This window comes from Janthinobacterium foliorum (genome assembly GCF_978021625.1).
In genome coordinates this window covers 254,611-280,326 of sequence record NZ_CDXDQE010000009.1, presented here as the reverse complement: position 1 = coordinate 280,326, position 25,716 = coordinate 254,611, and the positions used below count along the sequence as shown (strand labels likewise).

Genomic DNA, 25,716 nt, shown 5'->3' with positions numbered 1-25,716 from the left:
GGCCAAGCGCGACTGCGCCACGCCCTCGAGCAGCGCGACGGTCGCGTCGTGTGGCGTGTTGCCACGCAGCAGGGCCATGCCCGCCTGCCGCTGGCGCCGGTTCAACTGCGCAAACTGCGCGATAAAGTTGATCCATTCGGCTGGCTGCATGGCCTGCTCCCTGTGTGGTGGGTATGCAGAGTCAGACAGCAGCGCCAAGGAAAGATTCCTGCATTTCCCCTATTTGTCGATGACATAGCTTTTTTTTTCGCCCGCAACAGCTCAGACGAGGCCGCCATTCGCCCGCAAGGTCTGGCCATTCACCCAGCGTCCATCCGGCCCGGCCAGGAAGGCGACGGCGGCGGCGATGTCCTCCGGCGTGCCCAGGCGCTCCAGCGGCGCCATCTTGCTCATGCGTTCTATGGTGTCTTCCGTCTTGCCGGTCAAGAACAGGGCCGTGGCCGTGGGGCCGGGGGCGACGGCGTTGACGGTGATGTTCTTGCCGCGTAATTCCTTGGCGAAGATAGTCGTCATCGTCTCGATGGCCGCCTTGGTGGCGCCGTAGACGGCATAGCCGGGCAGGGCCAGGCCAATCACGCTGGTCGAGAAATTGACGACGCTGCCGCCGTGGCGCAAGCGCGTCGCTGCCTGGCGCATGGTGTTAAAGCTGCCTTTCACATTGATGGCGAACAGCCTGTCGAAGGTGGCGTCGTCCGTGTCGGCCAGGGCGGGCAACTCGGACGGCATGACGCCGGCGTTATTCACCAGCACGTCGACGCCGCCGAAGGCCGCTTCGGCCGCATCGAACATGGCCTGCACATCGGCCGCATCGGCGACGTCGGCTTTTACGGCGATGGCCTGTCCGCCGTCGGCCGCGATGGCCGCCACCAGCCTCTCGGCCTCGACGTTGCCGCTGGCGTAATTGACGACGACCCGCATGCCGTCGCGGGCCAGGCGGCGGGCGATGGCGGCGCCGATGCCGCGCGACGCGCCCGTGACGATGGCGACCTTGGCGGGGGTGGATGCTGTATTCATGCTGCTTCTCCTGTCATGGTGGGCGGCGCGCAATGCCGCGCCAGTGCAGCCATTGTGATCTTTATCTTGGCATGGATAAAGATGGCAAGGATGGTTTCAGCGTGCAATCTGCATTAACAATGCTGGTGGCGGCTGCCGGACATATACCCTGTATCGGCCAGGCGCGCATGTCCATGGTGAGGAATAGGACGGGCGGATTTTGCGGCCCGCCAGCCCATCCCGGTAAATTGCGCAAAGGAATGAAATATTTCTCAAAGTTAACTTTACACGTCAAATAATTTGGCCCATGATCGCTGCACTACCCCTTTGTCCCCGACCCCGACAAGAAGGAGCGCAACATGCGCCGAGCACCCGTATTATTCCTTGCCCTCGCCATGGCCTTGCTGGCCGCTTGCGGCGTGAGCCTTGAGCAGGCCGCCGTGGCGCCTGTCGCGCCAGTGCTTGCCGAGCTGCCGTCCGACGCCCGGGAGGCCGCCGTGCAGCCAGCCGAGGGCGATGGCCGGCACGCCTACCTGCACAGGGTGGGCGGCCACGACTATGTCAGCCTGAACCAGAGTGGCCCGGAGGGCGGCCTGCCCATCCTGACGGGGGCGCAGCGCCATGTGCGCGCCATCCGCCTGCTGGCTGCCGATCCGGCGCAGGCGCGGGCCATGCTGCGCAGCCTGAAGCTGCCAGCGCACCAGCGCAAGCTGTGGGGAGGGGAGGAAATCGTGCTCGATGCGGCCAGCTACGACATGCTGCAGGCGGCCCGCGGCAAAGGCAAGCCGCTGTATGCCGAGCTCAGGCTGGTAGGACTGGAAAAGTAGGGCCGATAGGCAAACGGGGCCGCATGGCCCCGTTGTCGTGATGCCGCCTGCGAGCGGTTAAATTTCCAGGTTGTCGATCAGGCGGGTCTGCCCCAGCTTGGCGGCGGCCAGCACCACTAGCGGTTCGCCGGCGGCCAGTTCGGCCGCGTTCGGCGCTTGCAGATTGGCGCGCTTGCGCACGGCGATGTAATCCGACTTCCAGCCGCGGCCGTCCAGCAGCCGCATTGTGGCCTGTTCCAGTTCGCCCACGGCCAGGTTGCCCTTGCGTACTTCCTCGGCGACGAAGTTAAGGCCCTTGTACAGTTCCGGCGCTTCCGCGCGTTCGCTTTCCGACAGGTACATATTGCGCGACGACAAGGCCAGCCCATCGTCGGCGCGGTAGGTTTCCGCGGCGATGATTTCCGTCGGCAGCGCGAACTGGCGCGCCATGTTGCGGATGATCATCAGCTGCTGGTAATCCTTTTTGCCGAACACGGCCACGCGCGGGCCGACGCAGGAAAACAGCTTGGTGACGACCGTGCACACGCCTTCGAAGAAGCCCGGGCGGAATTCGCCTTCCAGCGTATTGCCCAGGTCATCGGGCGGGCGCACGCGGTATTCCTGCGGTTCCGGGTACAGTTCTTTTTCCGTCGGGGCGAACAGCACGTACACGCCTTCCTTTTCCAGCTTGGCGATGTCGGCCGCCATGGTGCGCGGATATTTTTCGAAGTCTTCATTCGGCCCGAATTGCAGGCGGTTCACGAAGATCGAGGCGACGACGGGGTCGCCATGCTTGCGCGCCAGGCGCATCAGCGACAAATGGCCTTCATGCAGGTTGCCCATGGTGGGCACAAACGCCGTGCGCAGCTGTCCGCTGAGCTGGTCGCGCAATTCTTCGATGTCGGAAATAATTTTCATGGATTGCTTTCGCTAAAACCCCGTTGTACGGTGGTCAGTGACAAAGGGAAGGGATCAGGCGGGCGAATAGGCCAGCCGGACGTAGATGGGTGCAAACGGTTCTGCCTGCGTGATTTCGATCAGGGTTTCCTTGGCCAGTTCCAGCAGTGCCACGAAGTTGACCACCACCACGGGCACGCCGCCGGCGATGTCGAACAGTTCGCTGAATTCCACGAAGCGCGACGATTGCAGGTGGCGCAGGATGCTCGACATGTGCTCGCGCACGGAGAGTTCCTGGCGGCTGATGCGGTGATGCTGGGTCAGCTTGGCACGCTTCAGCACGTCGAGCCACGCCTGCTGCAAGTCCACCGGTTCCACGTCGGGCCAGGTGGGCGTCAGGCTTTGCTCGATGAAGATCTGCGTGCGCACGAAATCGCGCTCGAACTGGGGGATGGCGTTCAGGTCGTAGGCGGCCAGCTTGATCTGCTCGTATTCGAGCAGGCGACGCACCAGTTCGGCACGGGGATCGCCGCCGTCTTCCTCGACGTCGCTCTTGCGCGAAGGCAACAGCATGCGCGATTTGATTTCGATCAGCATCGCCGCCATCAACAGATACTCGGCCGCCAGTTCCAGGTTGCGCACACGGATCTGGTCGACATATTTCAGATATTGCAGGGTCACCTGCGCCATCGGGATATCGAGGATGTTGAAGTTTTGCTTGCGGATCAGGTAGAGCAGCAAGTCGAGCGGGCCTTCGAAGGCTTCGAGGAAGATTTCCAGCGCGTCCGGCGGAATGTACAAGTCCGTCGGCATGCGCAGCAGGGGCTCGCCATACAGGCGGGCAATGCCCGCCTCGATCGGATCGGCGGCGGGCGCCGCGTCCGCTGTTGCAGATGCTGCAGGGTCGCCGCCCCCGTCGCCGCTAGCGACGGGGGCGGGCGACTCGATGACTGCGCCCGCGCCGGAAGCGTCGGCTTCCGGCGTGACTGCAGACTCTTCAGGCAACATCGTGCCGGTTCCAGGTCTTAGTTCTTGTTCTGGTAAACGTAGGCCTGTTGCTTGATGGCCGATGCCATCTGGCGTTCCTGCTCATCCATGCTGACGGGCGGCTTGTCCCACAGCAGGGCGCGGCCCGCTTGCTGGCCCGCTTCCATGCCAGGGTTCTTGGCCTTCAGTTCAGCGATGAACAGGGTGTGGTCGGATACGTAGTTGGTGTGTTTTGCAGGCAGTTTCATAGTGTCTTCTGAGTGTCTTATAAGTAAGGTCAGCCGGCCGTATTCTACCGCGCCGGATGCACTGGCGGGTTGTTGTATGGGCAAGCCAGGGGCGAAAATGCTAAAAATCAATACCTTAGCAGGCGGCGCATCACCATCGGCGCCGGTTCGGCGGGGTTGGCGTGCGAATATTCCAGTTCCTCGGCCAGGTCGAATTCGAAGGCCGCGTAAAAATCGATGAGCTTGCGCTGGTCGCGCCGCACGGCCAGGCGCAATTCTTCCGCCTGGCACGACAGGCCGTGATGAATGATGGCTTCGAGCAGATGCTGCGACACATTGCTGCCCCGGTAGGCGGGCAGCACGCCCATGCGCGCTATCTTCCAGATGGCGGGATCGCTGTCGAGCGGCATCCAGCGCAAGGAACCGGCCGGCACGTCGTCGATCAGCAGCACGAAGCCGCCGCCGTGGCGCAATTGCTCCGCCACCTGCTCGGCCGTTTCGTGGTGCCCGCTCGATGACGGGGCCACCTTGCCGGCCCACGCGGCGCGGGTCAGCTCGGCAATCAGTTGTGCATCGGCATCTGTTGCTTCGCGCACCACGATATTCATCATCGGTCCTTGTGCGGGCTTAGCGGATGCGCATGCCAGGTTCGGCGCCTGGCCACGGGTTCAGGATGTAGATGCCCGGATTGGCCTTTTCGTCGGCGGCGGATGCAGCCATGACCATGCCTTCGGAAATGCCGAACTTCATCTTGCGCGGCGCCAGGTTGGCCACCAGCACCGTCAGCTTGCCGACCAGTTCTTCCGGCTGGTAAGCCGAGCGGATGCCCGAGAATACATTGCGCAGACGGCCTTCGCCCGCGTCGAGGGTCAGGCGCAGCAGCTTGTCGGAGCCGTCGACCAGTTCGCAGTTGACGATTTTGGCGATGCGCAAGTCGACCTTGAGGAAGTCGTCGATCTTGATCTCGGGCGCCAGCTCCTCGATGGCAGCAGCCGGTATTGCAGCGGCCGGCGCGGGCGCGGCGTCATTGGCGGCGTCGCCGGCCGGCGCGGCAATGGCAGCGGCCGCTTGCGGCGCATCGAACAGCGCTTCGATCATCTTGGCATCCATGCGCGTCATCAAATGGCTGTAGGCACCGATGGTACGGCCCAGCATGCTGTTCGAGACGGCGTCGCCGAACACCTGCGTGTCGGCCCAGCTGAATTCGGCGTCGTTGAGGAACGAAGCCACGTTCTTTGCCACGGCCGGCAGCACGGGCGACAGCAAAATCGTCAGCTGGCGGAACAGGATCAGGGCCGTCGTGCACACGTCGTGCAGCTCGGCCGTCTTGTCCGCGTCCTTGGCCAGGATCCACGGCTTGTTTTCATCGACATACTGGTTGGTGATGTCGGCGATTTCCATGATTTCGCGCAAGGCCTTGCCGAATTCGCGGTTTTCAAAATGCGCGGCAATGCTGGCCTGGCGCTCGACGATGACGCCGTTGACGTCCGCCGTCAGTGCGCGGTTGATCCAGCCTTGCGCGCTGTCCGACAGCGTGGACGCCAGCTTGCCGTCGAAACGCTTGGCGATGAAGCCGGCGCAGCGGCTGGCGATGTTGACGTATTTGCCGATCAGGTCGCTGTTCACGCGGGCCACGAAGTCGTCGCCGTTGAAATCGAGGTCTTCCACTTTCGAGTTCAGCTTGAAGGCGATGTAGTAGCGCAGCCATTCCGGGTTCATGCCCAGGTCCAGGTAGCGCAGCGGCGAAATGCCCGTGCCGCGCGATTTCGACATTTTTTCGTTGTTGACCGTCAGGAAGCCATGCACATTGACTTTCAGTTTGTCGATCACCGGGTGACCGGCGAATTTCAGCATGGCAGGCCAGAACAGCAGGTGGAAGGAGACGATGTCCTTGCCGATGAAGTGGATCTGTTCCGTCGTCGGATCGTTCAAGAGGGCGTCGAAATCGATGCCTTTCTTGTCGCAATAATTTTTCAGGCTGGCCAGGTAGCCGACGGGCGCGTCCATCCACACATAGAAGAACTTGCCCGGCGCATCGGGAATCGGGATGCCAAAATAGGGCGCATCGCGCGAGATATCCCAGTCGGCCAGCTTTTCACCCGCTTCGCCCAGCCATTCGCTGACCTTGTTGACCATTTCCGGTTGCAAGCGGCCTGGCGTATTCAGCCAGCTTTTCAGGAATTCGAAGCAGCGCGGGTCGGACAGCTTGAAGAAATACTGTTCCGACGGCTTCATGACGGGCGTCGCGTTGGTAAACACGGAGAACGGGTTGACCAGGTCGGTCGGCTGGTAGGCGGCGCCGCACACTTCGCAGTTGTCGCCGTACTGGTTCTTGGCGCCGCATTTCGGGCATTCGCCCTTGATGTTGCGGTCGGCCAGGAACATGCCTTTGACCGGATCGAAGAAGCGGTCGACGGTTTTCGTGACGATCAGGCCCGTATCGCGCAGCTTGCGGTAGATCGATTGCGACAGGTCGACGTTTTCCGGCGAGTCGGTCGAATACCAGTTGTCAAAGGCGATATGGAAACCGTCCAGGTACTGGGCGCGGCCGGCGGCGATGTTGGCGACGAATTGCTGCGGCGTGATGCCTTCCTTTTCGGCGGCGATCATGATGGGCGTGCCATGCGTATCGTCGGCGCCCACAAAGTGCACTTCACGTCCGGCTGCGCCATCGCGTTGCATTCGCTGGAACCGGACCCAGATATCGGCCTGGATGTATTCCATGATATGGCCAATGTGAAAAGCGGCGTTTGCGTAAGGCAGGGCAGTGGTGACGAACAGCTTGCGAGTCATGATTGATGCACTTTTGGGATGGATAATAGGGCATTTTAACAGCGGAAACGCAATATGAGCAGATGCAGGGCTGGCAAGTAGTGCTTTTGTCTCCATCGCGCCATGCAAATTTACGCTAGACTGCGCGTATTGCATACGGAGATTGTCATGAGCATCACAGTAGAAGACGTGAAGGCCGCACTGGCCCAGGTTATTGATCCCAATACACATAAAGATTTCGTTTCCAGTAAAACCGTCAAGAATCTGAAGGTCGACGGCGATGATATTTCGCTCGACATCGAGCTTGGCTATCCGGCGAAAAGCCAGATCGACCTGATCCGCAAGTCCGTGCTGGCCGCGCTGCGCGTGCTGCCGGGCGTGGGCAATGTCAGCGTGGGCGTGTCGTCGAAAATCATTTCGCACACGGTGCAGCGCGGCCTGAAGCCGATGAGCAATGTGAAAAATATCATTGCCGTCGCTTCCGGCAAGGGCGGCGTGGGCAAATCGACGACGGCCGTCAACCTGGCCCTGGCCCTGGCGGCCGAAGGCGCCACCGTCGGCATGCTGGACGCCGATATCTATGGCCCGTCGCAGCCGATGATGCTGGGCATCAGCGGCCAGCCGAAGACCCTGGACGGCAAGAGCATGGAGCCGATGGAAAACCACGGCCTGCAAGTGTCGTCGATCGGCTTCATGATCGATCCGGACGAGCCGATGGTGTGGCGCGGCCCGATGGTCACGCAAGCCTTGCAGCAGCTGCTGGACCAGACCAACTGGCGCGACCTCGATTACCTGATCGTCGACATGCCGCCAGGCACGGGCGATATTCAATTGACCCTGTCGCAGAAAGTACCCGTCACGGGCGCCGTCATCGTCACGACGCCGCAGGACATCGCCCTGCTGGACGCGCGCAAAGGCTTGAAAATGTTCGAGAAGGTCGGCATTCCCATCCTCGGCGTGGTGGAAAACATGAGCACGCACATCTGCTCGAACTGCGGCCATGCGGAAGAAATCTTCGGCGCCGGCGGCGGCGCGAAAATGTGCGCGGACTTCGGCGTGGAATTCCTCGGCGCCTTGCCGCTGACCATGGCCATCCGCCAGCAGACGGATTCGGGCACGCCCACCGTGGTGGCCGAGCCGGAAGGCCCGGTCGCCGTGATCTACAAGCAGATCGCCCGCACCATCGCCATCAAGGTGGCGGAAAAGGCCAAGGACATGACCAGCAAGTTCCCGTCCATCGTCATCAAGAACGATTAAGCCTGGCTGTGCCTGAGAGCGCGCCGGCCGGCTGATCCCGGCTGGCAGCGTCAGTCAGCAGTCGCAGTCGAATCGATACCCGGCCTATGCCGGGTATTTTTTTGCGCGGACGGGGGCGGCTTGCCGCGCGGGCCGGATCGTTGTCATATGAGTATTTTTCCTGGCCGGCATGGCGTTGGATAATCGGCAAAATTTCCCTGCTGCACTCTCCATGTTGCACCCTATAATGCAGCTCGCCTGCTGCCGCATGCCTCCCTATCCGCTTCCATTGCCCCGCCCATGAATAATTTCCGCGCCAGTTCCACTTCCACCCGCCACGCTTTCTTGCGGGGAGGGGGCGCGCTGGGGCGGATGATCGACGGCCACGACTGGTCGCGCACGGCGCTGGGGCCGGTGGAAGCCTGGCCGGCGCACATGCAGACGGCCGTGGCCATGCTGCTGCGTTCGCCGATCGCCATGGCCAGCATGTGGGGCGAGGAGGGCATATTGATCTACAACGATGCGTATGCCGTGGTGGCGGGCGAGCGCCATCCGCAGGCGCTGGGCATGTCGACCTTCCTGGCCTGGCCCGAGGCGGCCGAATTCAACGCGCAGGTGCTGCGCACGGTGATGGCGGGCGAATCCGTGCGCTATACGGATATCGAGATGACCATCACGCGCGGCGCCGCGCCGGAACGCGTGTGCTTCAACCTCGATTACTCGCCCGTGCCCGATCCCCATGGCGAACCGGCCGGCGTGCTGGCCATCGTGTATGACACGACGGAGACGGTGCGCGCGCAGCGCTGGCGCCATGGCGAGCATGAGCGCCTGCGCGCCATGTTCGAGCAGGCGCCCGGCTTCGTCGCCATGCTGACGGGCCCAGACCACGTCTTCACCCTGGCCAACCGCGCCTACATGTCGCTGGTGAACCAGCGCGACGTGCTGGGGCGCCCCGTGCGCGAGGCCCTGCCCGAGGCGGCGCAGCAGGGCTTCGTGGCCTTGCTCGACGGCCTGTATGCGAGCGGCGAGACGTATGCCGGTTCGGCTTCGCCGTTCTTCGTCGAGACCAGCGACGGCAGCGCGCCCAGCAAGCGTTTTCTCGATTTCGTCTACCAGCCGATGAAGGACGACGCTGGCGCCGTGTTCGGCATCTTCGTGCAGGGCGCCGACGTGACGGATCGCGTGCTGGCCGAGCAGGCCATGCGCGACAGCGAAAGCACCTTCCGCATGACGGCGCAAGCCTTGCCGAACCAGGTATGGGCGGCGTCGCCCGACGGCATCCTCGACTGGTTCAACGAGCGCGTGTATGCGTACAGCGGCGCGCGCGAGGGCGAGCTCGATGGCAACCGCTGGGGCAGCATCGTGCATGCGGACGACGTGCTCACGGCCGGCCAGGCCTGGCAGCAGGCGGTGCTGGCCGGCGAGATCTATGAAACGCAGTTCCGCGTGCGGCGCCACGATGGCGTGTACCGCTGGCACCTGGTGCGCGCCACGCCTGTGCGCGGCGCGGATGGCACCCTGCAGCGATGGATCGGCACGAATACCGATATCGAGGAACAGAAAAGGGCGAATGAACTGCTGGCGCGCCAGGTCGATGCGCGCACCGAGGAGCGCGACCGCATGTGGCGCCTGGCTACCGACATCATGCTGGTGGCCAGCCTCGATGGCCATGTGGTGGCCGTCAATCCCGCCTTCAGCACCTTGCTGGGCTGGCGCGAGGAGCAGGTGATCGGTTGCCGCCTGGCTGATTTCCTGCCCGGCGACAGCAGCCTGCTGCTGGCCGCCGCGCTCGACGCCTCGGTGCACGGCCAGGGCGCGTTCCGCTGCGAGGCACTGTTCCGGCGCGCCGACGGCGGCGACAGCATGATCGCCTGGACGGGCGCGCACGAAGGCGGCTTCACGCATGCGGTGGGGCGCGACATCACGGATGAACGCGAGGCGGCGGAAGTCGTGCGGCGCAGCGAACTGGCGCTGCAGCAGGCGCAGAAGATGGACACCATCGGCAAGCTGACGGGCGGCGTGGCGCACGATTTCAACAATCTGCTGCAAGTCATTTCGGGCAATTTGCAGCTGCTGGCCACGGAAGTGGGCGACAGCGCGCGGGCGCAGCAGCGCATCGCCAGCGCCCTGGGCGGCGTGACGCGGGGCGCCAAGCTGGCCAGCTACCTGCTGGCATTTGGCCGGCGCCAGGCGCTCGAACCCAAGGTGGTGCGCATCGGCGCGCATGTCGCCGCCATGGACGACATGCTGCGCCGCAGCCTGGGCGAAGAAATCGATATCGACATCACCTTGCCGGAAGGCTTGTGGAAAGTCCTGGCCGACGTGGCGCAGGTGGAAAACGCGGTGCTCAACCTGTGCATCAACGCGCGCGACGCCATGGGCGGCAGCGGCAAGCTGACCATCGAAGTGGCGAACGCCGTGCTGGGGCAGGGCTATGTGGCGCAGCATGCCGACGTCGCGGCGGGCGAATACGTGATGATCGCCGTCAGCGATACGGGCAGCGGCATGAGCGAGGACGTGCTGCGCCAGGCTTTCGATCCGTTTTTCTCGACCAAGCCGGAAGGACAGGGCACGGGCCTGGGCCTGTCGATGGTTTTCGGCTTCGTCAAGCAGTCGGGCGGCCACGTGAAGATCTACAGTGAGCTGGGCAACGGCACCAGCGTCAAGCTGTACCTGCCGCGCGCGCTGGGCGAGGAAGACGTGGCGCAGCCGCCGGACCTGCGCGTGGCGGTGGGCGGCACGGAAACCATCCTGGTGGTGGAGGACGACGCGGAAGTGCGCCACACCGTCATCGGCCTGCTGGGAGAGCTGGGCTACCGCGTGCTGCAGGCGCCCGAGGCGGTGGCCGCCCTCGACATCGTCAAGAGCGGCATGCCCATCGACCTGCTGTTTACCGACGTGGTCATGCCCGGCCCCCTGCGCAGCCCGGAACTGGCGCGCCAGGCGCGCGAGCACCTGCCCGATCTGGCCGTGCTGTTTACCTCGGGCTATACGGAAAACGCCATCGTGCATGGCGGCCGCCTCGATGCGGGCGTCGAGTTGCTGGGCAAGCCCTACACGCGCACGGCGATGGCGCGCAAGATCCGCCATGTGCTGGCCAATCAGCAGCAGCGCAAGCTGGCGGCGCGCCAGCAGGCCAGCCTGGCGCTGTCGCCGCCAGGCGCCCAGCCGCAGGCCGGACTGCGCATCCTGCTGGTGGAGGACGATGAGCTGACCCGCGTCACGACGGCCGAGCTGCTGGGCTACATGGGCCACGCCGTGCTGGATGCGGCGGACGGCGAAAGCGCCATCGCCATGCTGGGCGACAGTGCCGTCGACGTCATGATCACCGATATCGGCTTGCCGGGCATGTCGGGCGAAGCGCTGGCGTCGCAGGTGCGCGCGCGCTGGCCCGCAACGGGCCTGGTATTCGCTTCCGGACAGGACCAGCAGGCCGACATGCCCGGCGCCGTGATCCTGCGCAAGCCGTACGACCTGCGCCAGCTGCAGGACGTGCTGCGGCGCTTCGGCGCGCAGGGCTGATTGCCAGCGTCCCGGCATGCCAATTTGGATTGTCTTTGTCATCATCTTGTCATATCGTTTGCGTATGCTGCCCGGTGCCGAAAAGGGCGCGCGGCGTCCTTGCGAACAATTTTGATGAACGAGCGGATATGACGAAGAATTTTTCCCTTTCACGGCAGCTGGCGCATGCGCTGCTGCTGGTGTCGAGCGTGGCGGCATGCCAGGCCCATGCTGCCAAGGCCGCGCCTGCCACGCCCGCCGCCGCGGCGCAGCCCAAGCTGGTGGTGGTGCTGGTGGTCGACGGCTTGCCGCAGGAGCAGGTGACGCGCTACCGCGACCAGTTCGGCCAGGGCGGTTTCCGCCGCCTGCTGGAGCAGGGCGCGTGGTTCAGCGATGCGCACCAGGCGCATGGCATCACGGTGACGGCCATCGGCCACTCGGCCGTCCTGTCGGGTGCCTACCCGTACCAGCATGGCGTGATCGGGAATAACTGGATCGACCCCGTGACAAAAAAATCCGTGTACTGCACCGAAGACGGCAATTTCCATTACATCGGCGAAGAGACCAGGCCGGACGACGGCACGTCGCCGGCCAAGCTGCGCGTGAGCACCCTCGGCGATGAACTGCGCTACGCCACGGGCGACAAGGCCAAGGTCATCACCGTGTCGGGCAAGGACCGCGGCGCCATCCTGCTGGCCGGGAAAACGGGCACGGCCTACATGTACATGGAAAAGACGGGCAATTTCGCCAGCAGCACCTACTATATGCAGCAGCATCCGCAATGGGTGCAGCGCTACCAGGCGGCCAAGCCGCAGGACCGCTACTACGGCAAGAGCTGGACGCCGCTGCTGGCCGATTCCGCCTATGCCCGCGACGCCCGCGATGACCTGGTGCCGGCCAAGCCCGGCGCGCGCAACACCTTCCCGTTCGCCTACTACAGCGACAGCGGCAACCTCGATGGCGACTATTACAGCCGCCTGAAGGCCGGTCCCTTCCTTGACGAACTGACCCTGGAATTTGCGCGCGCCGCCGTCGATGGCGAGCAGCTGGGCCGCAATCCGGCCGGCGTGCCCGATATCCTGGGCGTGAGCCTGTCCGCGCACGATTATGTGAACCACGCCTATGGCCCGGAAAGCAAGATGTCGCACGACCATCTGCAGCGCCTGGACCGCATGCTGGCCGGCTTCTTTGCCGACCTGGATAAAAAAGTCGGCATGGATAATGTCGTCGTCGTGCTGACGGCCGACCATGGCTTTGCCAACGTGCCGGAATTTACGGAAGCGCGCGGCATTTCCGCCAAGCGCATCGACGGCGACAAGCTGGCGGCAAGCCTGGACCAGCACCTGGCCGGAGCGCTGGGCGTGGACAAGCTGGTGACGACGTGGTCGATGCCGAATATCTACCTCGATTACGCGCTGGCGGAAAAGAACGGCATCCGGCGCGCGCAGCTGGAAAACGCGGCGGCCCGCTTCCTGCTGGAGCAGGATGGCCTGGCGCAGATCTACACGCGCACGCAGATGGAGTCGGGCGCCGTCGCCACGCGCATGGACACGCTGATGCGCCGTGCCTGGAACCGCCAGCTGTCGGGCGACCTGATGGTGGTGACGAAGCCGGCCTGGTATTTCGGCAAGGGCGTGGGCGGCACCTCGCACGGCTCGCCGTATACCTATGACACCAACGTGCCGCTGATGGTCTTCGGCCCGCGCTGGATCAAGCCGGGAGCGTATGGCGAATACGCGGAAGTGGTCGACATCGCGCCGACCCTGGCGCACCTGCTGCGCGTGCGCCAGCCGTCGGCTTCCGAGGGGCGCATTCTGACGGAAGCGGTGCGCTAAGGTCAGCCTGCGGTTGCCCGGGGGCAGACCCGGCGGGTCTGACCCCGGAAAAGGTCATAGCAGCCAGTCGATCGGCAGCACCGACAAAATCGCCACCCCCATGCGCTTCCAGATGCTGGTGCCCGGTTCCGTGTCGTAGCGCGTGGTGCTGCCGTTGGCGTTGCGGGCGATCCAGTACAGCGAACCGTCCGGTGCCAGCAGCACCTGGTAGGCGCGCTGCGGGATCGTGGTGCGCATGGCCTGGCCCAGCTGGCGCGCCAGTACCGGGCTGTCGATGACGAGGCCCATCTCCGTGTTCAATTCGACGGAGCGGGGATCGAAATTGAACGATCCCACGAAGATGCGCCGGTCATCGACCGAAAAAGTCTTCGCATGCAGGCTCGATGCGGAGCTGCCGAAGCGGCCCGGCTGTTCGCGCGCATCGCCTTCCTCCCACGAGCGGCGCGATTCATACAGCAGCACGCCCGCCTCCAGCAGCGGTTTTCGCCACTTCGCATAACCGGCATGCACGGCCGCCACGTCGGTCGCTTCCAGCGCATTCGTCAGCACGCGCACGCCCACGCCCTTGTGCGCCAGCTCGGCAAAGGCCTTCGTGCCAGCCTTGCCGGGCACGAAATACGGCGAAATCAGGTCGAGTTCCTTTTCCGGCACGCCCAGCAGGTTTTCCAGATTGTCCGCCACGCTCGTGCCGGGTTTGGCCTTGTCCAGCACCTTGGCCGGGTCGTCGCTGATCATGCGCGTCCTGGCCCATTCGAAGGCCAGCTGGCGATCCATCAATTGCCGCACGAAGGGCGAGGTGCGCAACGCCCGCACGTATTCCTCGGCCGCCTTGGTGTCGTCGATGCGGTCCGCCTCGGCGGCGATGGTGGCCGCGTCGCCATCCACTGGCCTGGTCAGCAGCAGCTGCGCCGGGTAGGCCGAGGGACTGTTCCAGTAGCGGTCGAATTCATGCGACACCTCGTCGACGACGGGGCCGACGGCCAGCACATCGAGGTCGGCGAACAGCACGTCGCCGGCCGCGCCAAAGTATTCATCGCCCACATTGCGTCCGCCGACGATGGTGGCCTGGTTATCGGCGGTGAACGATTTGTTATGCATGCGCCGGTTGACGCGCGAGAAATCGGTGACAAAGGCCAGCGCGCGCGGCGAACGGGGCACGAAAGGATTGAACAGGCGGATTTCGATATTTTTCTGCTTGCCCAGCATCGTCAGGGTCTGGTCCAGGCCCGACGTGTTGTTATCGTCGAGCAGCAGGCGCACGCGCACGCCCCGTTGCGCCGCCTGGCGCAGGGCGTCGAACAGCAGGGTGCCCGTGATGTCGTTGTGCCAGATGTAGTACTGCACGTCCAGGCTGCGCTGGGCGGCGGCGGCCAGCAGGGCGCGCGCGGCAAACGCGTCGCGCCCGTCGGCCAGCGGGTAGATGCCGGACACGCCCGGATGCTGGGCCGCCAGCGGCGCGATGGCCACGCCAAGCGGCGTGTCGGCCGTGCCGGTGATGACGGTCGATGCCGTGCGCCCATCCAGTGATGGCAGCGAGGCGCAGCCGGCAAGGAGGGCGGATAGCAGCAGCGGCAGCACGAAGCTGGCGCTGCGGGGGAGGGCGGGGGTGTTGGCGGGCATGGCGGGCTTTCATCGAGTTGTGCCGATGGTAGCAGATGCGCATGCCCGCACGCGGGCGCGTGCTTGAAACGGATTAGAGCTGTTCGAGGGCGATCAGCTCGGCCACCGTCTGGCGGCGGCGGATCAAGCGCGATTGCTCGCCGTCGACCAGGTATTCCGCCGCGTGGGGGCGGCTGTTGTAGTTCGACGACATCGACGCGCCATACGCGCCGGCGCCTTCGAAGACCACGTAGTCGCCCACTTGCGCGGCGGGCAGCAGCCGCGTTTCGACCACGCCGCCATCGCGCTGGGTAAACACGTCGCCCGATTCGCACAGGGGGCCGCCGACGACAGTGGCGCATGCGGGGCTGGCATCCAGCGCGCGGCCGTCATGCGCGATGACCGACATTTCATGGTAGCTGCCGTACATGGCGGGGCGCATCAGTTCATTGAAGCCCGTGTCGAGCAAGGTGAAATGGTTGCCGCCCATTTGCTTGGTGGCGCGCACTTCGGCCACCAGCAGGCCGGAATCGGCGACGAGGAAGCGGCCCGGCTCGATTTCCATGTGCACGGGGTGGCCCAGGTGCGCCTCGATCTGCTTGCGCGCCGCATCCCACAGCTGGAAGTAGTGATCCGTGTCGACGGGCTGCTCGCCTTCGCGGTAAGGCACGGACAGGCCGCCGCCCGTGGAAATGGCTTCGATGTCGTGGCCCATGTTCCTGACCAGGTCGACCATGGTGCCGCAGACGGTTTCCAGGTGGCTGTAGTCGACGCCGGAACCGATGTGCATGTGCAGGCCCACCAGGTGCAGGCCATGCGCGCGGATGACGGCCAGCGCCTCCGGCAGTTCTTCATGCCAGATGCCGTGCTTGCTGTTTTCGCCGCCCGTATTGGTCTTGTTGCTGTGGCCATGGCCATAGCCCGGGTTGATGCGCAGCCAGACGCGGTGGCCGGGCGAGACAGGACCCAGCTGGCGCAGCATGTCGACGGAGCCGCAATTGACTTCGATCTTTGCCGCCGCCACGCGCGCCAGGGTGGCGCGGTCGAACAGGTCGCAGGTAAACACCAGGCCGGCGGCGCCGTTGGTTCGCGCCGGCGTGAAGCCTGCCTGCAGCGCGCGCTCGATCTCGCCCAGCGAGACGGCGTCCACGTGCACGCCCGCCTCGCGCATCAGGGTGAGCAGATGGATGTTCGAATTGGCCTTTTGCGCGAAGCGCACGGTGTCGAACTGCGCCAGCTGCGCGATGCGCGCGCGGATGGTGGCCGCATCGTAGACCCACAGGGGCGTGCCGTATTCCTGGGCGAGTTGGGCGAGGGTGGCGTCTGGCACTGGTTTCATGGTGTGGTCTTTGTCATGTGGTGAGATGGCGCCGGATCGCGCGCACGCTGCGCGCTGATCCGGCCTGCATGCAGATGATGGGGCTTTTCTCGGTAAACATAAAATATCCATTTGCGCTGACCTTATTCATTTATGATATGCCCATGACTATCTCCCTGCGCCATATCGAGGTTTTCCGCGCCATCATGACGACGGGCAGCGTGACGGCCGCCGCCGCCATGCTGCATACTTCGCAGCCCACCGTCAGCCGCGAGCTGGCGCGCCTCGAACATTTGACGGGCTTGACCCTGTTCGAGCGCGAGCGGGGACGGCTGCGCCCGACGGCACAGGCGCTGCAGCTGTTCGAGGAAGTGCAGCGCGCGTATTTCGGCCTGGAGCGCATCGTCAGCACGGCCACGGCCCTGCGCCAGTTCGACCAGGGGCAGCTGTCGATCGCCTGCCTGCCCGTGTTTTCGCAGTCCTTGCTGCCGCAGGCCTGCAAGCTGTTTGTCGCCGAGTTTCCCAAGGTGAGCATCAGCATCACGCCACAGGAGTCGCCGCTGCTGGAAGAGTGGCTGTCGGCGCAGCGCCATGACATCGGCCTGACGGAAGTGGGCAATGCGCCGCCGGGCACCGCGCTCGACACCCTGATGTCCGTCGACGAAGTGTGCGTGCTGCCTGATGGCCATGCGCTGGCCAGCAAGGCCGTGCTGCAGCCGGCGGATTTCGCGGGCCAACCCTTCATCAGCCTGGCCGCCGTCGACCCCTACCGGCAGCAGATCGACGCCATCTTCGCGCAGGCGGGCGTGGAGCGGCGCATGGCGCTCGACACGCACAGCGCCGCTTCCGTGTGCGCCATGGTGCGCGAAGGCGTGGGCCTGGCCATCGTCAACCCGCTCACGGCGCTCGACTATGCGGGGCAGGGCTTGCAGATCCGCCGCTTCGGCGTTTCGCTGCCATTCACCGTGAATCTCGTGAAGCCCTTGCACCGGCCCTTGTCGCAGCTGGTGGCCCTGTTCGAACAGGCGCTGCATGCGCAGGCGGGCGCCGTCACGCGGCGCTTGCAGCTGCTCTAGGAACGCCGGTGGAGCGGCGGCGGTCAACAGAGTAAAATGGTGTTTTCTTAATTTAAGCCTGATTACTTCGATGACCACAACCGCTACTCCCGTGCGTACCCGCTTTGCTCCCAGCCCGACTGGCTATCTCCACCTGGGCGGCGCCCGCACCGCCTTGTATAGCTGGGCCTTCGCCCGCCACTTCGGCGGCACCTTCGTGCTGCGCATCGAAGACACGGACGTGGAGCGTTCGACGCCGGAAGCCGTGCAAGCCATCATCGAGGGCATGCAGTGGCTGGGCCTGGACCACGACGAAGGCCCGTTCTACCAGATGCAGCGCATGGACCGCTACCGCGAAGTGGTGGCGCAGATGCTGGCTGAAGGCACGGCGTACCACTGCTATTCCTCGCCCGACGAAGTTGAAGCGATGCGCGAACGCATGCGCGCCGCCGGCGAAAAGCCCCGCTACGACGGCACCTGGCGTCCGGAGCCGGGCAAGACCCTGCCGGCCGTTCCCGCCGACCGCAAGCCTGTCGTGCGCTTCAAGAATCCGCTCGACGGCGACGTCAGCTGGGACGATGTGGTCAAGGGCACCATCACGATTTCGAACCGCGAACTGGACGACCTGGTGATCGCCCGTCCGGATGGCACGCCGACCTATAACTTCTGCGTCGCCGTCGATGACTGGGACATGGGCATCACGCACGTGCTGCGCGGCGATGACCACGTCAACAACACGCCACGCCAGATCAATATCCTGCGCGCCATCGGCGCACCGCTGCCGCTGTACGGCCATCTGCCGATGATTTTGGGTTCGGACGGCCAGAAGATGTCCAAGCGCCGCGACGCCGTCAGCGTCATGGATTATCCGGCGCAGGGCTTCCTGCCCGAGTCGATGCTGAACTACCTGGCGCGCCTGGGCTGGAGCCACGGCGATGATGAAGTGTTCTCGGTGGAGCAGTTCTGCGAATGGTTCAACCTCGATCACCTGACCAAGTCGGCCGCGCAGTTCGACCTGGAAAAGCTCAAGTGGCTCAATAACCACTACATCAAGCAGGCTGACAATACGCGCCTGGCCGGCCTGGCTAGAGCGCAGATGCTGGAAGCCGGTGCCGTCTTCGAAGGCGCGCCGGATCTGGCGCTGGTGCTGGGCATGATGAAAGAGCGCGCGCACACGGTCAATGAGCTGGCTGCCGCCTCGATGCTGTTCTTCCGCGAGCCGCAGCCGGAAGCGGATCTCGTGGCGCAGCACATCACGGATGCGATCAAGCCCGTGCTGGCGCAGTTTGCCGAACGCATCGCCACGGTGGACTGGAGCAAGGAAGCCGTCGCTGCCATGATCAAGGAAGTGCTGGCCGCGAACACCATCAAGATGCCGCTGCTGGCCATGCCTTTGCGCCTGATCCTGACGGGCCAGCTGCAGACGCCGGCCATCGATCAGGTGGTGGTGGTATTTGGCCGCGAGACCGTGCTGGCGCGCCTGGCAAAGTGGCTGTAATCGCCGCGATGTAAGACGCGTAGAAGTAGGCGTGGAAACAGCGTGTGGAAACCGTCCCTATGAAAAGTTGCTCATAGACGAAAAAGGGTATTTGCAGAGTGAAACTTCTTTGCTATACTCTTGTTTCTGCACCAACGGGGGTATAGCTCAGCTGGGAGAGCGCTTGCATGGCATGCAAGAGGTCAGCGGTTCGATCCCGCTTACCTCCACCAGCAGCAAAATCGCAGTCAGGTTTTGTTAGTTGTTGAAGTGGTGCAGTAGTTGTTTGGAAGTTCCGCGGTCCCCATCGTCTAGAGGCCTAGGACATCACCCTTTCACGGTGAGTACAGGGGTTCGAATCCCCTTGGGGACGCCAGGTAGTTGTGTTATAGTAGTGGCAGTTGTTTGTACTGATTGTTGTAAGTTCAGGTTCGTAAAAAGCGGGCTCTGGATGGAAAGCAAGTAGTGGAACAAAGTCGCCAAGTGCGGCTTTTATTATTTCTGCGCCCGGGGGGTATAGCTCAGCTGGGAGAGCGCTTGCATGGCATGCAAGAGGTCAGCGGTTCGATCCCGCTTACCTCCACCAACAGCGCAGGAGTAAAGTAGTAAAACTGTAGTTCCGAGGTCCCCATCGTCTAGAGGCCTAGGACATCACCCTTTCACGGTGAGTACAGGGGTTCGAATCCCCTTGGGGACGCCAGTTCGGTCTGGTGTTGTTGTCGTAAAGAAGTAGCAGTGTTTCTGCGCCCGGGGGGTATAGCTCAGCTGGGAGAGCGCTTGCATGGCATGCAAGAGGTCAGCGGTTCGATCCCGCTTACCTCCACCAACAGCGCAGAAATCACACGATAATCAAAGTCGCCATGGGCGGCTTTTTTTATTTTCGGACGGTTTTCCGCCATACCCCCCCCAGGGGAGTGTGGCTAAGCTGTGAGCGCGCTTGCATGGCATGCAAGAGGTCAGCGGTTAGCTCCCGCCTTACCTCCACCAACAGCGCAGAAATCATACGATAAACAAAGTCGCCTCGAGCGGCTTTTTTTATTTCCGGACGGTTTTCCGCCATACCCCAGGGAGTGTGGCTAAGCTGTGAGCGCGCTTGTATGGCATGCAAGAGGTCGGCGCTTAGCTCCCGCCTTACCTCCACCAACAGCGCAGAAATCACATGATAATTAAAGTCGCCTCGAGCGGCTTTTTTTATTTCCGGACGGTTTTCCGCCATGCCCCCAGGGGAGTGTGGCCAAGCTGTGAGCGCGCTGGCATGGCATGCAAGAGGTCGGCGCTTAGCTCCCGCTTACCTCCACCAACAGCGCAGAAATCACACGATAATCAAGGTCGCCTCGAGCGGCTTTTTTTATTTCCGGACGGTTTTCCGCCATACCCCTCCAGGGGAATGTGGCTAAGCTGTGAGTGCGCTGGCATGGCATGCAAGAGGTCAGCGGTCAGCTCCCGCCTTGCCTCCACCAACAGCGCAGAAATCACACGATAATCAAAGTCGCCTCGAGCGGCTTTTTTTATTTCCGGACGGTTTTCCGCCATGCCCCCAGGGGAATGTGGCTAAGCTGGGAGGGCACTGGCATGGCATGCAAGAGGTCAGCGGTTGGCTCGCGCCTTGTTTCCACTGGCAGCGCAGAAAATTACGTGGCTGGCAAAGCCATCTTGAATGACTTTTTTAGTTCCGCGATTTTTTTCGCCCTTCCTTTTCACTCGCCACTTATTGCATGTCTGCCTTGGGCGCCTGGCGCGGCATATCCGCATCAATTGCATTCCAGAATGCCATTTTTGCCGCTCGTCGTTTTTGGGCGGACATGCTGCTATCGAAAGCTTAAGATATCCTTGGTGCGAACCGTGGGTGGCGGGGCTCGTGCAAGCTGCCGTTTTGACGCCTGTCAGTCACCATGAAATTACTCAACTCCGGAGGTGGAATGTCCCGTTTATTTGCGCGCATATTGTTTGCCGCGTTCTTTTGCGCGCCGGTGGTCGCTGCCGCGACGCCTGCCGCTCCCTTTGATCCCGCTGCCCACAAGTTGCAGGCAGGGCGCATCAACGAAGTGATGGTGCTGGGCACGCCGCACCTGTCGCAGTTGCCGAAGTCGTTTGATCCTGCGCATCTGAGTTTGCTGAACGCGCGTTTGCTGGAGTGGCAGCCGCAAGCCGTCGCCATCGAAGCGTTGTCCGGCCTGCAATGTGCCTATCTGCGCAGCTACCCGCAGCGTTATGCGGACACGATCAAGTCATACTGCTGGGACCCTGCTGCCGCACAAGCGGCCACCGGCCTGGATGTGGTGGCGGCCACCGTGCAGGCGCAGCGTCTGCTGGCCGCGTGGCCGCCGGCGCCCACTGCCGCGCAGCGGCGCACCCTGGCGTCGCTATTCCTGGCCGGCGGCGAGCGTGCTTCCGCGCTGGTGCAGTGGCTGCGCCTGCCGGTGGAGGAGCGGCGGGCGGGCGACGGTCTCGACGAGAAACTGGCGGCCATGCTCAATGACAGGATGCAGCGGCGCGGCGAAGATGTCCTGATCGCCGCCGTCGTGGCGGCAAGCAGCGGGCATGAGCGGGTGTATGCCATGGATGACCATACGGCGGATGAGCCCGCCGAAAACGAGAAGGAAGAGAGGGCTTACGGCGCGGCGCTCATGAAGGCGTGGGACAACCCGCATACGGCGCAGCGCAAGCGCATCAGAGATGAGCTGGAAGCGGCATTGGCGACGCCGGCCGCCGTGCTGGCCATGTATCGCGCGCACAATGCGCCGGCCATGGCCGGGATGGCTTTCCGCAGCGATTTCGGCGCGGCGCTCGAGGAGCCATCGCCACAGCATTTTGGCCGCAACTACGTGGCCTACTGGGAAACGCGTAATTTGCGCATGGCATCGAATATCCGCGAAGTCATGATGGCGCGCCCCGGCATGCGCGTGCTGGTGCTGGTGGGGGCGTCGCACAAGGCTTACCTGGAAGCCTATCTGCAGCAGATGCATGACGTGCGCATCGTCGGCACGGACGCTGTCCTGCGCCAGGGCGACTGATTCCGTTTTCCTGGCTTCCTGTCATCATGGCGTTCCCATGGGGGCGGGAAGTGCAATAAGATGGAAAATAAGACGGCCGGCAGTTGATTTCATGAATCGCTTCGTGTTAAACTTCGCGCACGCTTTTTTGAGGGGCTAAACAAAGCCTTCAACGAAGAGTACGCTGAGAGTAAAACCAGCACAGGTCCCCATCGTCTAGAGGCCTAGGACATCACCCTTTCACGGTGAGTACAGGGGTTCGAATCCCCTTGGGGACGCCAGGATTTAGTTGTAAAGTAATATTGCAGTGCTGAATCGGCCTGACAAGTCAGGCTTTTTTTGTTTCTGCAATATTGCTGTAGTACCGGGTCAGGATGCGAAGTAGTGCATTCAGGACAGATTTCTGTCCCCATCGTCTAGAGGCCTAGGACATCACCCTTTCACGGTGAGTACAGGGGTTCGAATCCCCTTGGGGACGCCAGATTCGCAAGTAGTAGCGCAAGTAGCAAGTAACAGGTCGGGATGCAGGGTAGCGCATCCAGGACAGATTTTCTGTCCCCATCGTCTAGAGGCCTAGGACATCACCCTTTCACGGTGAGTACAGGGGTTCGAATCCCCTTGGGGACGCCAGACCGGCTGAATCAGCCAACAAAAAAGCCGCCTGGTCACAGAGCGGCTTTTTTGTTGTTGGCTGCCATGTCAACGTTTTTTTCTTCCCATTACCTATGCCATTCGCTACCGATCGCGCGCCATCTCTGGCTATCTTCTGTAAAGTTGTCGACAACTACGGCGATATCGGCATTTGCTGGCGCTTGGCGCGGCAGTTGCAGGACGAGCACGGCGTGGCGGTGACCTTGTGGGTCGACGATCTGGCCAGCTTCCAGCGCATCTGCCCTGGCATCGACGTGGCGGCAGAGGCCCAGCAGGCGTCCGGCGTTAGCGTGCGCCACTGGCGCGGCCAGGATGGGGCGTTTGCGCCAGCCGACGTCGCCGATATCGTCATCGAGTTTTTTGCCTGCGACATTCCGCCCGACTATATCAGCGCCATGGCGCAATGCGCGCCCCATCCCGTCTGGCTGAACCTGGAAGGCTTGACGGCGGAAGAGTGGGTCGAGGGCTGTCATGCGCTGACGTCGCCCCGCCACGGCATGATCAAGCATTTCTTTTTTCCCGGCTTCACGGAGAAAACGGGCGGTTTGCTGCGCGAAGCGGCGCTGGACGAGCAGCGCCTGGCCTTCCAGGCGGATGGGGTCGCCATGGCGGCATTCCTGGGTCGCTTTGGCGTGACTGCGGCGGACATGGCCGCGCTGAAGGTGTCGCTGTTCTGTTATCCGTCCGCGCCCGTGGCCGAGCTGTTCGCCGCTTGGCAGGGCGGTAAGAGGCCGGTAGTGTGCCTGGTGCCGGAAGGCGTTGCATTCGACGCCGTTCAGGCCTTTATCGGCGACGATGCGGCGGTGGCAGGCGCTGCGCGCACGCATGGCGGACTCACCGTGCGCGTGCTGCCGTTTGTCCCGCAGGACGAGTACGACCGCCTGCTGTGGGCCTGCGACGTGAATTTCGTGCGCGGCGAAGATTCTTTCGTGCGCGCGCAGTGGGCCGGCAAGCCTTTCCTCTGGCATATCTACGTGCAGGATGAAAATTTGCATCACGTCAAATTGCGCGCCTTCCTGCAGCGCTACGCGGTGGACGGGGAGGGGGTGGTCGACAGCCTCGTGCAGGCGGCGCTGGCCTGGAATGGTGCCAGTGCCGATCCCTTGCCGTGGACGGCGCTGTGGCCCGCATTGCAGGCCGACATGCCGCGCATGGCGGCACGCGCGCAGGGCTGGCAGCGGCAGATGCAGGCCAATGGCGATCTGGCAAGCAACCTGCTGGCATTCGCTGGCGCGTCGAGATAGGCGCTTGCCAAAAATTAAGGTAAAATGCCCGGTTATTTCTAACGTATTTTTAACCGATCAAACGCAAGCTTGCGGCGCTGATGGCACCCAGGCGGCAGATGGTCTTCATGCAACCCACTTTTTACGTACATTCCTATGAAACCCGCAAAAGAAATTCGTGTTGGCAATATCATCATGGTCGACAGCAAGCCAATGATCGTGTTGCGTTCTGATGTCAACGGTTCGAGCCGCACGGGCTTCACCTACAAATGGAAGATGAAAAATCTTCTGACGAACACCCCGATGGAAAACGTGTTCCGCGGCGACGACAAGTTCGACGTTGTTGTTCTGGACAAAAAGCCAGTGACCTATTCGTACTTCGCCGACCCGCTGTTCGTCTTCATGGATGCCGAATACAACCAGTATGAAATCGAAGAAGAAAACCTGGGCGATGCACTGCATTACCTGAAGGACGGCATGGAATGCGAAGCCATTTTCTACGACGGCAAAGCCATCTCCGTTGAACTGCCTACGACCATCGCCCGTCAAGTGGTGTACTCGGAGCCTGCAGTCAAGGGCAATACTTCGGGCAACGTCCTGAAGGAAGCCAAGATCGAAAACGCCATCGACGCACACCGCCACACCGTGCAAGTGCCACTGTTCGTTGCACAGGACGACGTCATCGAAATCGACACCCGTACCAACGAATACAAGCGTGTCGTACGCAACTAACAGATCGTCGCACTGCGATGCATGCAGGGCCCGGCACGCGCCGGCCTGGCGCGCTCCAGTTGTAGATCGTCAAGAAACGCTGCCTTCGGGCAGCGTTTTTTTTTGCTTAAAAAATAATTCCATTAAACAACTATTGAGTTGCTAGGGCTGCTATCCTATGAGGCACGCATTGTTGCGTTAGAAACACTGAAGTTCCCTGGAGATACCATGCAGCGCAGTCACATGTTACGCAATGGCACCTATCCGGGCGCCACGCCTGCGGCCGTGCCCGCGCGCGCTTCGCGTCCCGTGCTGTCCCGTCCCACGGCGCCCGCCAGTCCCATGGCCCATCTGCTCGATGCGGGCGTGCTGCCGCAGCAGCAGATGATGCGGGCCGGCAAGCTCAGTTCGCATGCGCTGACATCGCAATACCTGGCGCGCATCCGTTCCCTGTGCAGTATTGGCGCGCGCGCGCACGCCGGCATCGAAATCAATCCCGACGCCTTGAAAATTGCCCTGGAAATGGACCGCGAACGGCAAGTGCGCAAGGTGCGCGGCCCCTTGCATGGCATCCCCATCGTCTTGCGCGACAATATTGCCACCGGCGACCGCATGAAGACGCGCACGCAGGCGCCAGCATCGTCGCATGCCGGCTGCGATTCGTTCATCGCGTCGCGCCTGCGCGCGGCAGGCGCCGTCATCATCGGCAAAAGCAATTTGCGCCAGTGGGCTGCCGTCAGCGTGCCGCATGCCAGTGCCAGCTGGGCCGGACTGACCATCCTTGCCGTCGATAGCGAGGCGGACGGTTCCATCGTCGCGCCCGCTTCAAGCTGCGGCCTGGTTGCCATCCAGCCGACGGGCAGGGCCGCCCCCGGCCAAGGTGCCGAAGCGGCCACGGCCGGACCGATGGCGCCCAGCGTGCGGGAAGCGGCGTGGCTGCTGGCGGCCCTGTCCGGCGATTCGGGCGCCGATGGCCTGGCGCTCGACCCCGCCGGCCTGCGCGGGCGCCGCATCGGCGTGGCGCGCGCCCTGTTCGGCCAGTGCGCGGAGACCGATGCCGTCATCGAGCAGGCGCTGCAGGTGCTGCGCGAGCAGGGCGCCGAGCTGATCGAAACGATGCCGCCGCCTGCGCCTGCGCCCGCGCCCGCGCCCGCAGCCGATGCCATCGGCGACTTGCTGCGCGGACTCGCGCTCGACGCGCTGGCGGGGCCCACTTGCCAGGGCATGCCGCTGGCGCGCATGGTCCAGCCGCACATTACCGTGCCGGCCGGCATGGTGCGCGGCTTGCCAGTCGGCCTCTCTTTCATCGGCGCACTTCATGCGGAGCCGCAACTGATTGCCATGGCGTATGCCTATGAGCAGGCGACCTTGCACCGGCGCATGCCGGCCTTGCCATCCAGCATTACCGAAGCGCTGCGCTGAACATGAACTTTCT

At 63.2% G+C, this 25,716-nt stretch carries 18 protein-coding genes, 8 tRNA genes and 1 pseudogene; 18 read left to right on the top strand and 9 right to left on the bottom strand.

All coding sequences use genetic code 11. From position 1 onward, the window contains the following. Positions 1-150, bottom strand: a pseudogene (locus ACZ92H_RS19340) (IS1595 family transposase); the annotation flags it as partial. A 111-nt stretch (positions 151-261) separates the two neighbouring features. Next, on the bottom strand, positions 262-1,014 hold the full coding sequence (locus tag ACZ92H_RS19335) for a glucose 1-dehydrogenase (protein ID WP_465050657.1): 753 nt from the start codon (positions 1,012-1,014) through the stop codon (positions 262-264). A gap of 338 nt (positions 1,015-1,352) precedes the next feature. Between ACZ92H_RS19335 and ACZ92H_RS19330 the strand changes: the two genes are divergently transcribed. Further along, positions 1,353-1,820 carry a hypothetical protein gene (locus tag ACZ92H_RS19330; RefSeq protein WP_465050656.1) on the top strand — a complete coding sequence of 156 codons (468 nt, stop codon included), beginning with the start codon at positions 1,353-1,355 and terminating at the stop codon, positions 1,818-1,820. 57 nt (positions 1,821-1,877) lie between these two features. Here ACZ92H_RS19330 and panC read toward each other — a convergent pair whose 3' ends face one another. The 5 genes from panC to metG form a co-directional block, all read right to left on the bottom strand. Continuing rightward, complete coding sequence (gene panC / locus ACZ92H_RS19325) at positions 1,878-2,717, bottom strand: pantoate--beta-alanine ligase (RefSeq protein WP_131378410.1); 840 nt, start codon at positions 2,715-2,717, stop codon at positions 1,878-1,880. Between the two features lie 54 nt (positions 2,718-2,771). Further along, positions 2,772-3,704 carry a segregation and condensation protein A gene (locus tag ACZ92H_RS19320; RefSeq protein ID WP_465050655.1) on the bottom strand — a complete coding sequence of 311 codons (933 nt, stop codon included), beginning with the start codon at positions 3,702-3,704 and terminating at the stop codon, positions 2,772-2,774. Positions 3,705-3,721: 17 nt separating this feature from the next. Beyond that, positions 3,722-3,931, bottom strand: a complete 210-nt coding sequence (locus tag ACZ92H_RS19315; RefSeq protein WP_092799753.1) for a DUF3460 family protein — start codon at positions 3,929-3,931, stop codon at positions 3,722-3,724. 107 nt (positions 3,932-4,038) lie between these two features. Next, positions 4,039-4,518: a GNAT family N-acetyltransferase gene (locus tag ACZ92H_RS19310; protein ID WP_131378579.1), complete on the bottom strand. Its 480-nt coding sequence runs from the start codon at positions 4,516-4,518 to the stop codon at positions 4,039-4,041. Positions 4,519-4,537: 19 nt separating this feature from the next. Continuing rightward, positions 4,538-6,703 carry a methionine--tRNA ligase gene (gene metG, locus ACZ92H_RS19305; protein ID WP_465050654.1) on the bottom strand — a complete coding sequence of 722 codons (2,166 nt, stop codon included), beginning with the start codon at positions 6,701-6,703 and terminating at the stop codon, positions 4,538-4,540. 147 nt (positions 6,704-6,850) lie between these two features. Here metG and apbC point away from each other — a divergent pair, with 147 nt between their 5' ends. The 3 genes from apbC (at position 6,851) to ACZ92H_RS19290 (ending at position 13,254) form a co-directional block, all read left to right on the top strand. Next, positions 6,851-7,939 (top strand): iron-sulfur cluster carrier protein ApbC, encoded by a 1,089-nt coding sequence (gene apbC, locus ACZ92H_RS19300; protein WP_034758315.1) that lies wholly within the window; start codon positions 6,851-6,853, stop codon positions 7,937-7,939. 279 nt (positions 7,940-8,218) lie between these two features. Continuing rightward, positions 8,219-11,440, top strand: a complete 3,222-nt coding sequence (locus ACZ92H_RS19295) for a hybrid sensor histidine kinase/response regulator (protein ID WP_465050653.1) — start codon at positions 8,219-8,221, stop codon at positions 11,438-11,440. A 128-nt stretch (positions 11,441-11,568) separates the two neighbouring features. Then, positions 11,569-13,254, top strand: coding sequence for an alkaline phosphatase family protein (locus tag ACZ92H_RS19290; RefSeq protein WP_465050652.1), 1,686 nt, complete (start codon positions 11,569-11,571; stop codon positions 13,252-13,254). 54 nt (positions 13,255-13,308) lie between these two features. Here ACZ92H_RS19290 and ACZ92H_RS19285 read toward each other — a convergent pair whose 3' ends face one another. Together ACZ92H_RS19285 and lysA are read right to left on the bottom strand one after the other, a co-directional pair. After that, entirely contained in the window at positions 13,309-14,874 is a 1,566-nt protein-coding gene (locus ACZ92H_RS19285; RefSeq protein ID WP_465050651.1) for a phospholipase D family protein, read from the bottom strand. A 73-nt stretch (positions 14,875-14,947) separates the two neighbouring features. Continuing rightward, a complete protein-coding gene (gene lysA, locus ACZ92H_RS19280; protein WP_465050649.1) occupies positions 14,948-16,192 on the bottom strand; it encodes a diaminopimelate decarboxylase in 1,245 nt (414 codons plus the stop codon). A 143-nt stretch (positions 16,193-16,335) separates the two neighbouring features. Here lysA and ACZ92H_RS19275 point away from each other — a divergent pair, with 143 nt between their 5' ends. The 14 genes from ACZ92H_RS19275 to ACZ92H_RS19210 all read left to right on the top strand — a co-directional run bounded on the left by ACZ92H_RS19275 (position 16,336) and on the right by ACZ92H_RS19210 (position 25,703). Beyond that, positions 16,336-17,247 (top strand): LysR family transcriptional regulator, encoded by a 912-nt coding sequence (locus ACZ92H_RS19275; protein ID WP_465050648.1) that lies wholly within the window; start codon positions 16,336-16,338, stop codon positions 17,245-17,247. A 70-nt stretch (positions 17,248-17,317) separates the two neighbouring features. Then, positions 17,318-18,724, top strand: coding sequence for a glutamate--tRNA ligase (gene gltX, locus ACZ92H_RS19270; RefSeq protein ID WP_465050647.1), 1,407 nt, complete (start codon positions 17,318-17,320; stop codon positions 18,722-18,724). Between the two features lie 136 nt (positions 18,725-18,860). Further along, a tRNA-Ala gene (locus ACZ92H_RS19265) sits at positions 18,861-18,936 on the top strand. A gap of 67 nt (positions 18,937-19,003) precedes the next feature. Next, positions 19,004-19,079: transfer RNA gene (locus tag ACZ92H_RS19260), tRNA-Glu, on the top strand. 134 nt (positions 19,080-19,213) lie between these two features. Beyond that, positions 19,214-19,289: transfer RNA gene (locus ACZ92H_RS19255), tRNA-Ala, on the top strand. 38 nt (positions 19,290-19,327) lie between these two features. Then, positions 19,328-19,403 (top strand) — tRNA-Glu (locus ACZ92H_RS19250). 50 nt (positions 19,404-19,453) lie between these two features. After that, positions 19,454-19,529, top strand: a tRNA-Ala gene (locus ACZ92H_RS19245). Positions 19,530-20,622: 1,093 nt separating this feature from the next. Then, complete coding sequence (locus ACZ92H_RS19240) at positions 20,623-21,717, top strand: DUF5694 domain-containing protein (protein WP_465050646.1); 1,095 nt, start codon at positions 20,623-20,625, stop codon at positions 21,715-21,717. A gap of 184 nt (positions 21,718-21,901) precedes the next feature. Then, a tRNA-Glu gene (locus ACZ92H_RS19235) sits at positions 21,902-21,977 on the top strand. Between the two features lie 124 nt (positions 21,978-22,101). Next, positions 22,102-22,177: transfer RNA gene (locus ACZ92H_RS19230), tRNA-Glu, on the top strand. Positions 22,178-22,250: 73 nt separating this feature from the next. Next, positions 22,251-22,326, top strand: a tRNA-Glu gene (locus ACZ92H_RS19225). 95 nt (positions 22,327-22,421) lie between these two features. After that, positions 22,422-23,591: an elongation factor P maturation arginine rhamnosyltransferase EarP gene (earP, locus tag ACZ92H_RS19220; protein WP_465050645.1), complete on the top strand. Its 1,170-nt coding sequence runs from the start codon at positions 22,422-22,424 to the stop codon at positions 23,589-23,591. Positions 23,592-23,726: 135 nt separating this feature from the next. Further along, the gene (locus tag ACZ92H_RS19215) at positions 23,727-24,302 is read left to right on the top strand and encodes an elongation factor P (protein WP_092799733.1); all 576 of its coding nucleotides are present in this window, start codon (positions 23,727-23,729) and stop codon (positions 24,300-24,302) included. Positions 24,303-24,509: 207 nt separating this feature from the next. After that, positions 24,510-25,703, top strand: coding sequence for an amidase family protein (locus ACZ92H_RS19210; protein WP_465050644.1), 1,194 nt, complete (start codon positions 24,510-24,512; stop codon positions 25,701-25,703). Positions 25,704-25,716 lie beyond the last annotated feature (13 nt).

What these genes read in the sequence shown, in the direction of transcription:
- ACZ92H_RS19335 (WP_465050657.1), bottom strand. Translation starts at nt 1,014, where the DNA reads ATGAATACAGCATCCACCCCCGCCAAGGTCGCCATCGTCACGGGCGCG.
- ACZ92H_RS19330 (WP_465050656.1), top strand. Translation starts at nt 1,353, where the DNA reads ATGCGCCGAGCACCCGTATTATTCCTTGCCCTCGCCATGGCCTTGCTG.
- panC (WP_131378410.1), bottom strand. Translation starts at nt 2,717, where the DNA reads ATGAAAATTATTTCCGACATCGAAGAATTGCGCGACCAGCTCAGCGGA.
- ACZ92H_RS19320 (WP_465050655.1), bottom strand. Translation starts at nt 3,704, where the DNA reads ATGTTGCCTGAAGAGTCTGCAGTCACGCCGGAAGCCGACGCTTCCGGC.
- ACZ92H_RS19315 (WP_092799753.1), bottom strand. Translation starts at nt 3,931, where the DNA reads ATGAAACTGCCTGCAAAACACACCAACTACGTATCCGACCACACCCTG.
- ACZ92H_RS19310 (WP_131378579.1), bottom strand. Translation starts at nt 4,518, where the DNA reads ATGAATATCGTGGTGCGCGAAGCAACAGATGCCGATGCACAACTGATT.
- metG (WP_465050654.1), bottom strand. Translation starts at nt 6,703, where the DNA reads ATGACTCGCAAGCTGTTCGTCACCACTGCCCTGCCTTACGCAAACGCC.
- apbC (WP_034758315.1), top strand. Translation starts at nt 6,851, where the DNA reads ATGAGCATCACAGTAGAAGACGTGAAGGCCGCACTGGCCCAGGTTATT.
- ACZ92H_RS19295 (WP_465050653.1), top strand. Translation starts at nt 8,219, where the DNA reads ATGAATAATTTCCGCGCCAGTTCCACTTCCACCCGCCACGCTTTCTTG.
- ACZ92H_RS19290 (WP_465050652.1), top strand. Translation starts at nt 11,569, where the DNA reads ATGACGAAGAATTTTTCCCTTTCACGGCAGCTGGCGCATGCGCTGCTG.
- ACZ92H_RS19285 (WP_465050651.1), bottom strand. Translation starts at nt 14,874, where the DNA reads ATGCCCGCCAACACCCCCGCCCTCCCCCGCAGCGCCAGCTTCGTGCTG.
- lysA (WP_465050649.1), bottom strand. Translation starts at nt 16,192, where the DNA reads ATGAAACCAGTGCCAGACGCCACCCTCGCCCAACTCGCCCAGGAATAC.
- ACZ92H_RS19275 (WP_465050648.1), top strand. Translation starts at nt 16,336, where the DNA reads ATGACTATCTCCCTGCGCCATATCGAGGTTTTCCGCGCCATCATGACG.
- gltX (WP_465050647.1), top strand. Translation starts at nt 17,318, where the DNA reads ATGACCACAACCGCTACTCCCGTGCGTACCCGCTTTGCTCCCAGCCCG.
- ACZ92H_RS19240 (WP_465050646.1), top strand. Translation starts at nt 20,623, where the DNA reads ATGTCCCGTTTATTTGCGCGCATATTGTTTGCCGCGTTCTTTTGCGCG.
- earP (WP_465050645.1), top strand. Translation starts at nt 22,422, where the DNA reads ATGCCATTCGCTACCGATCGCGCGCCATCTCTGGCTATCTTCTGTAAA.
- ACZ92H_RS19215 (WP_092799733.1), top strand. Translation starts at nt 23,727, where the DNA reads ATGAAACCCGCAAAAGAAATTCGTGTTGGCAATATCATCATGGTCGAC.
- ACZ92H_RS19210 (WP_465050644.1), top strand. Translation starts at nt 24,510, where the DNA reads ATGCAGCGCAGTCACATGTTACGCAATGGCACCTATCCGGGCGCCACG.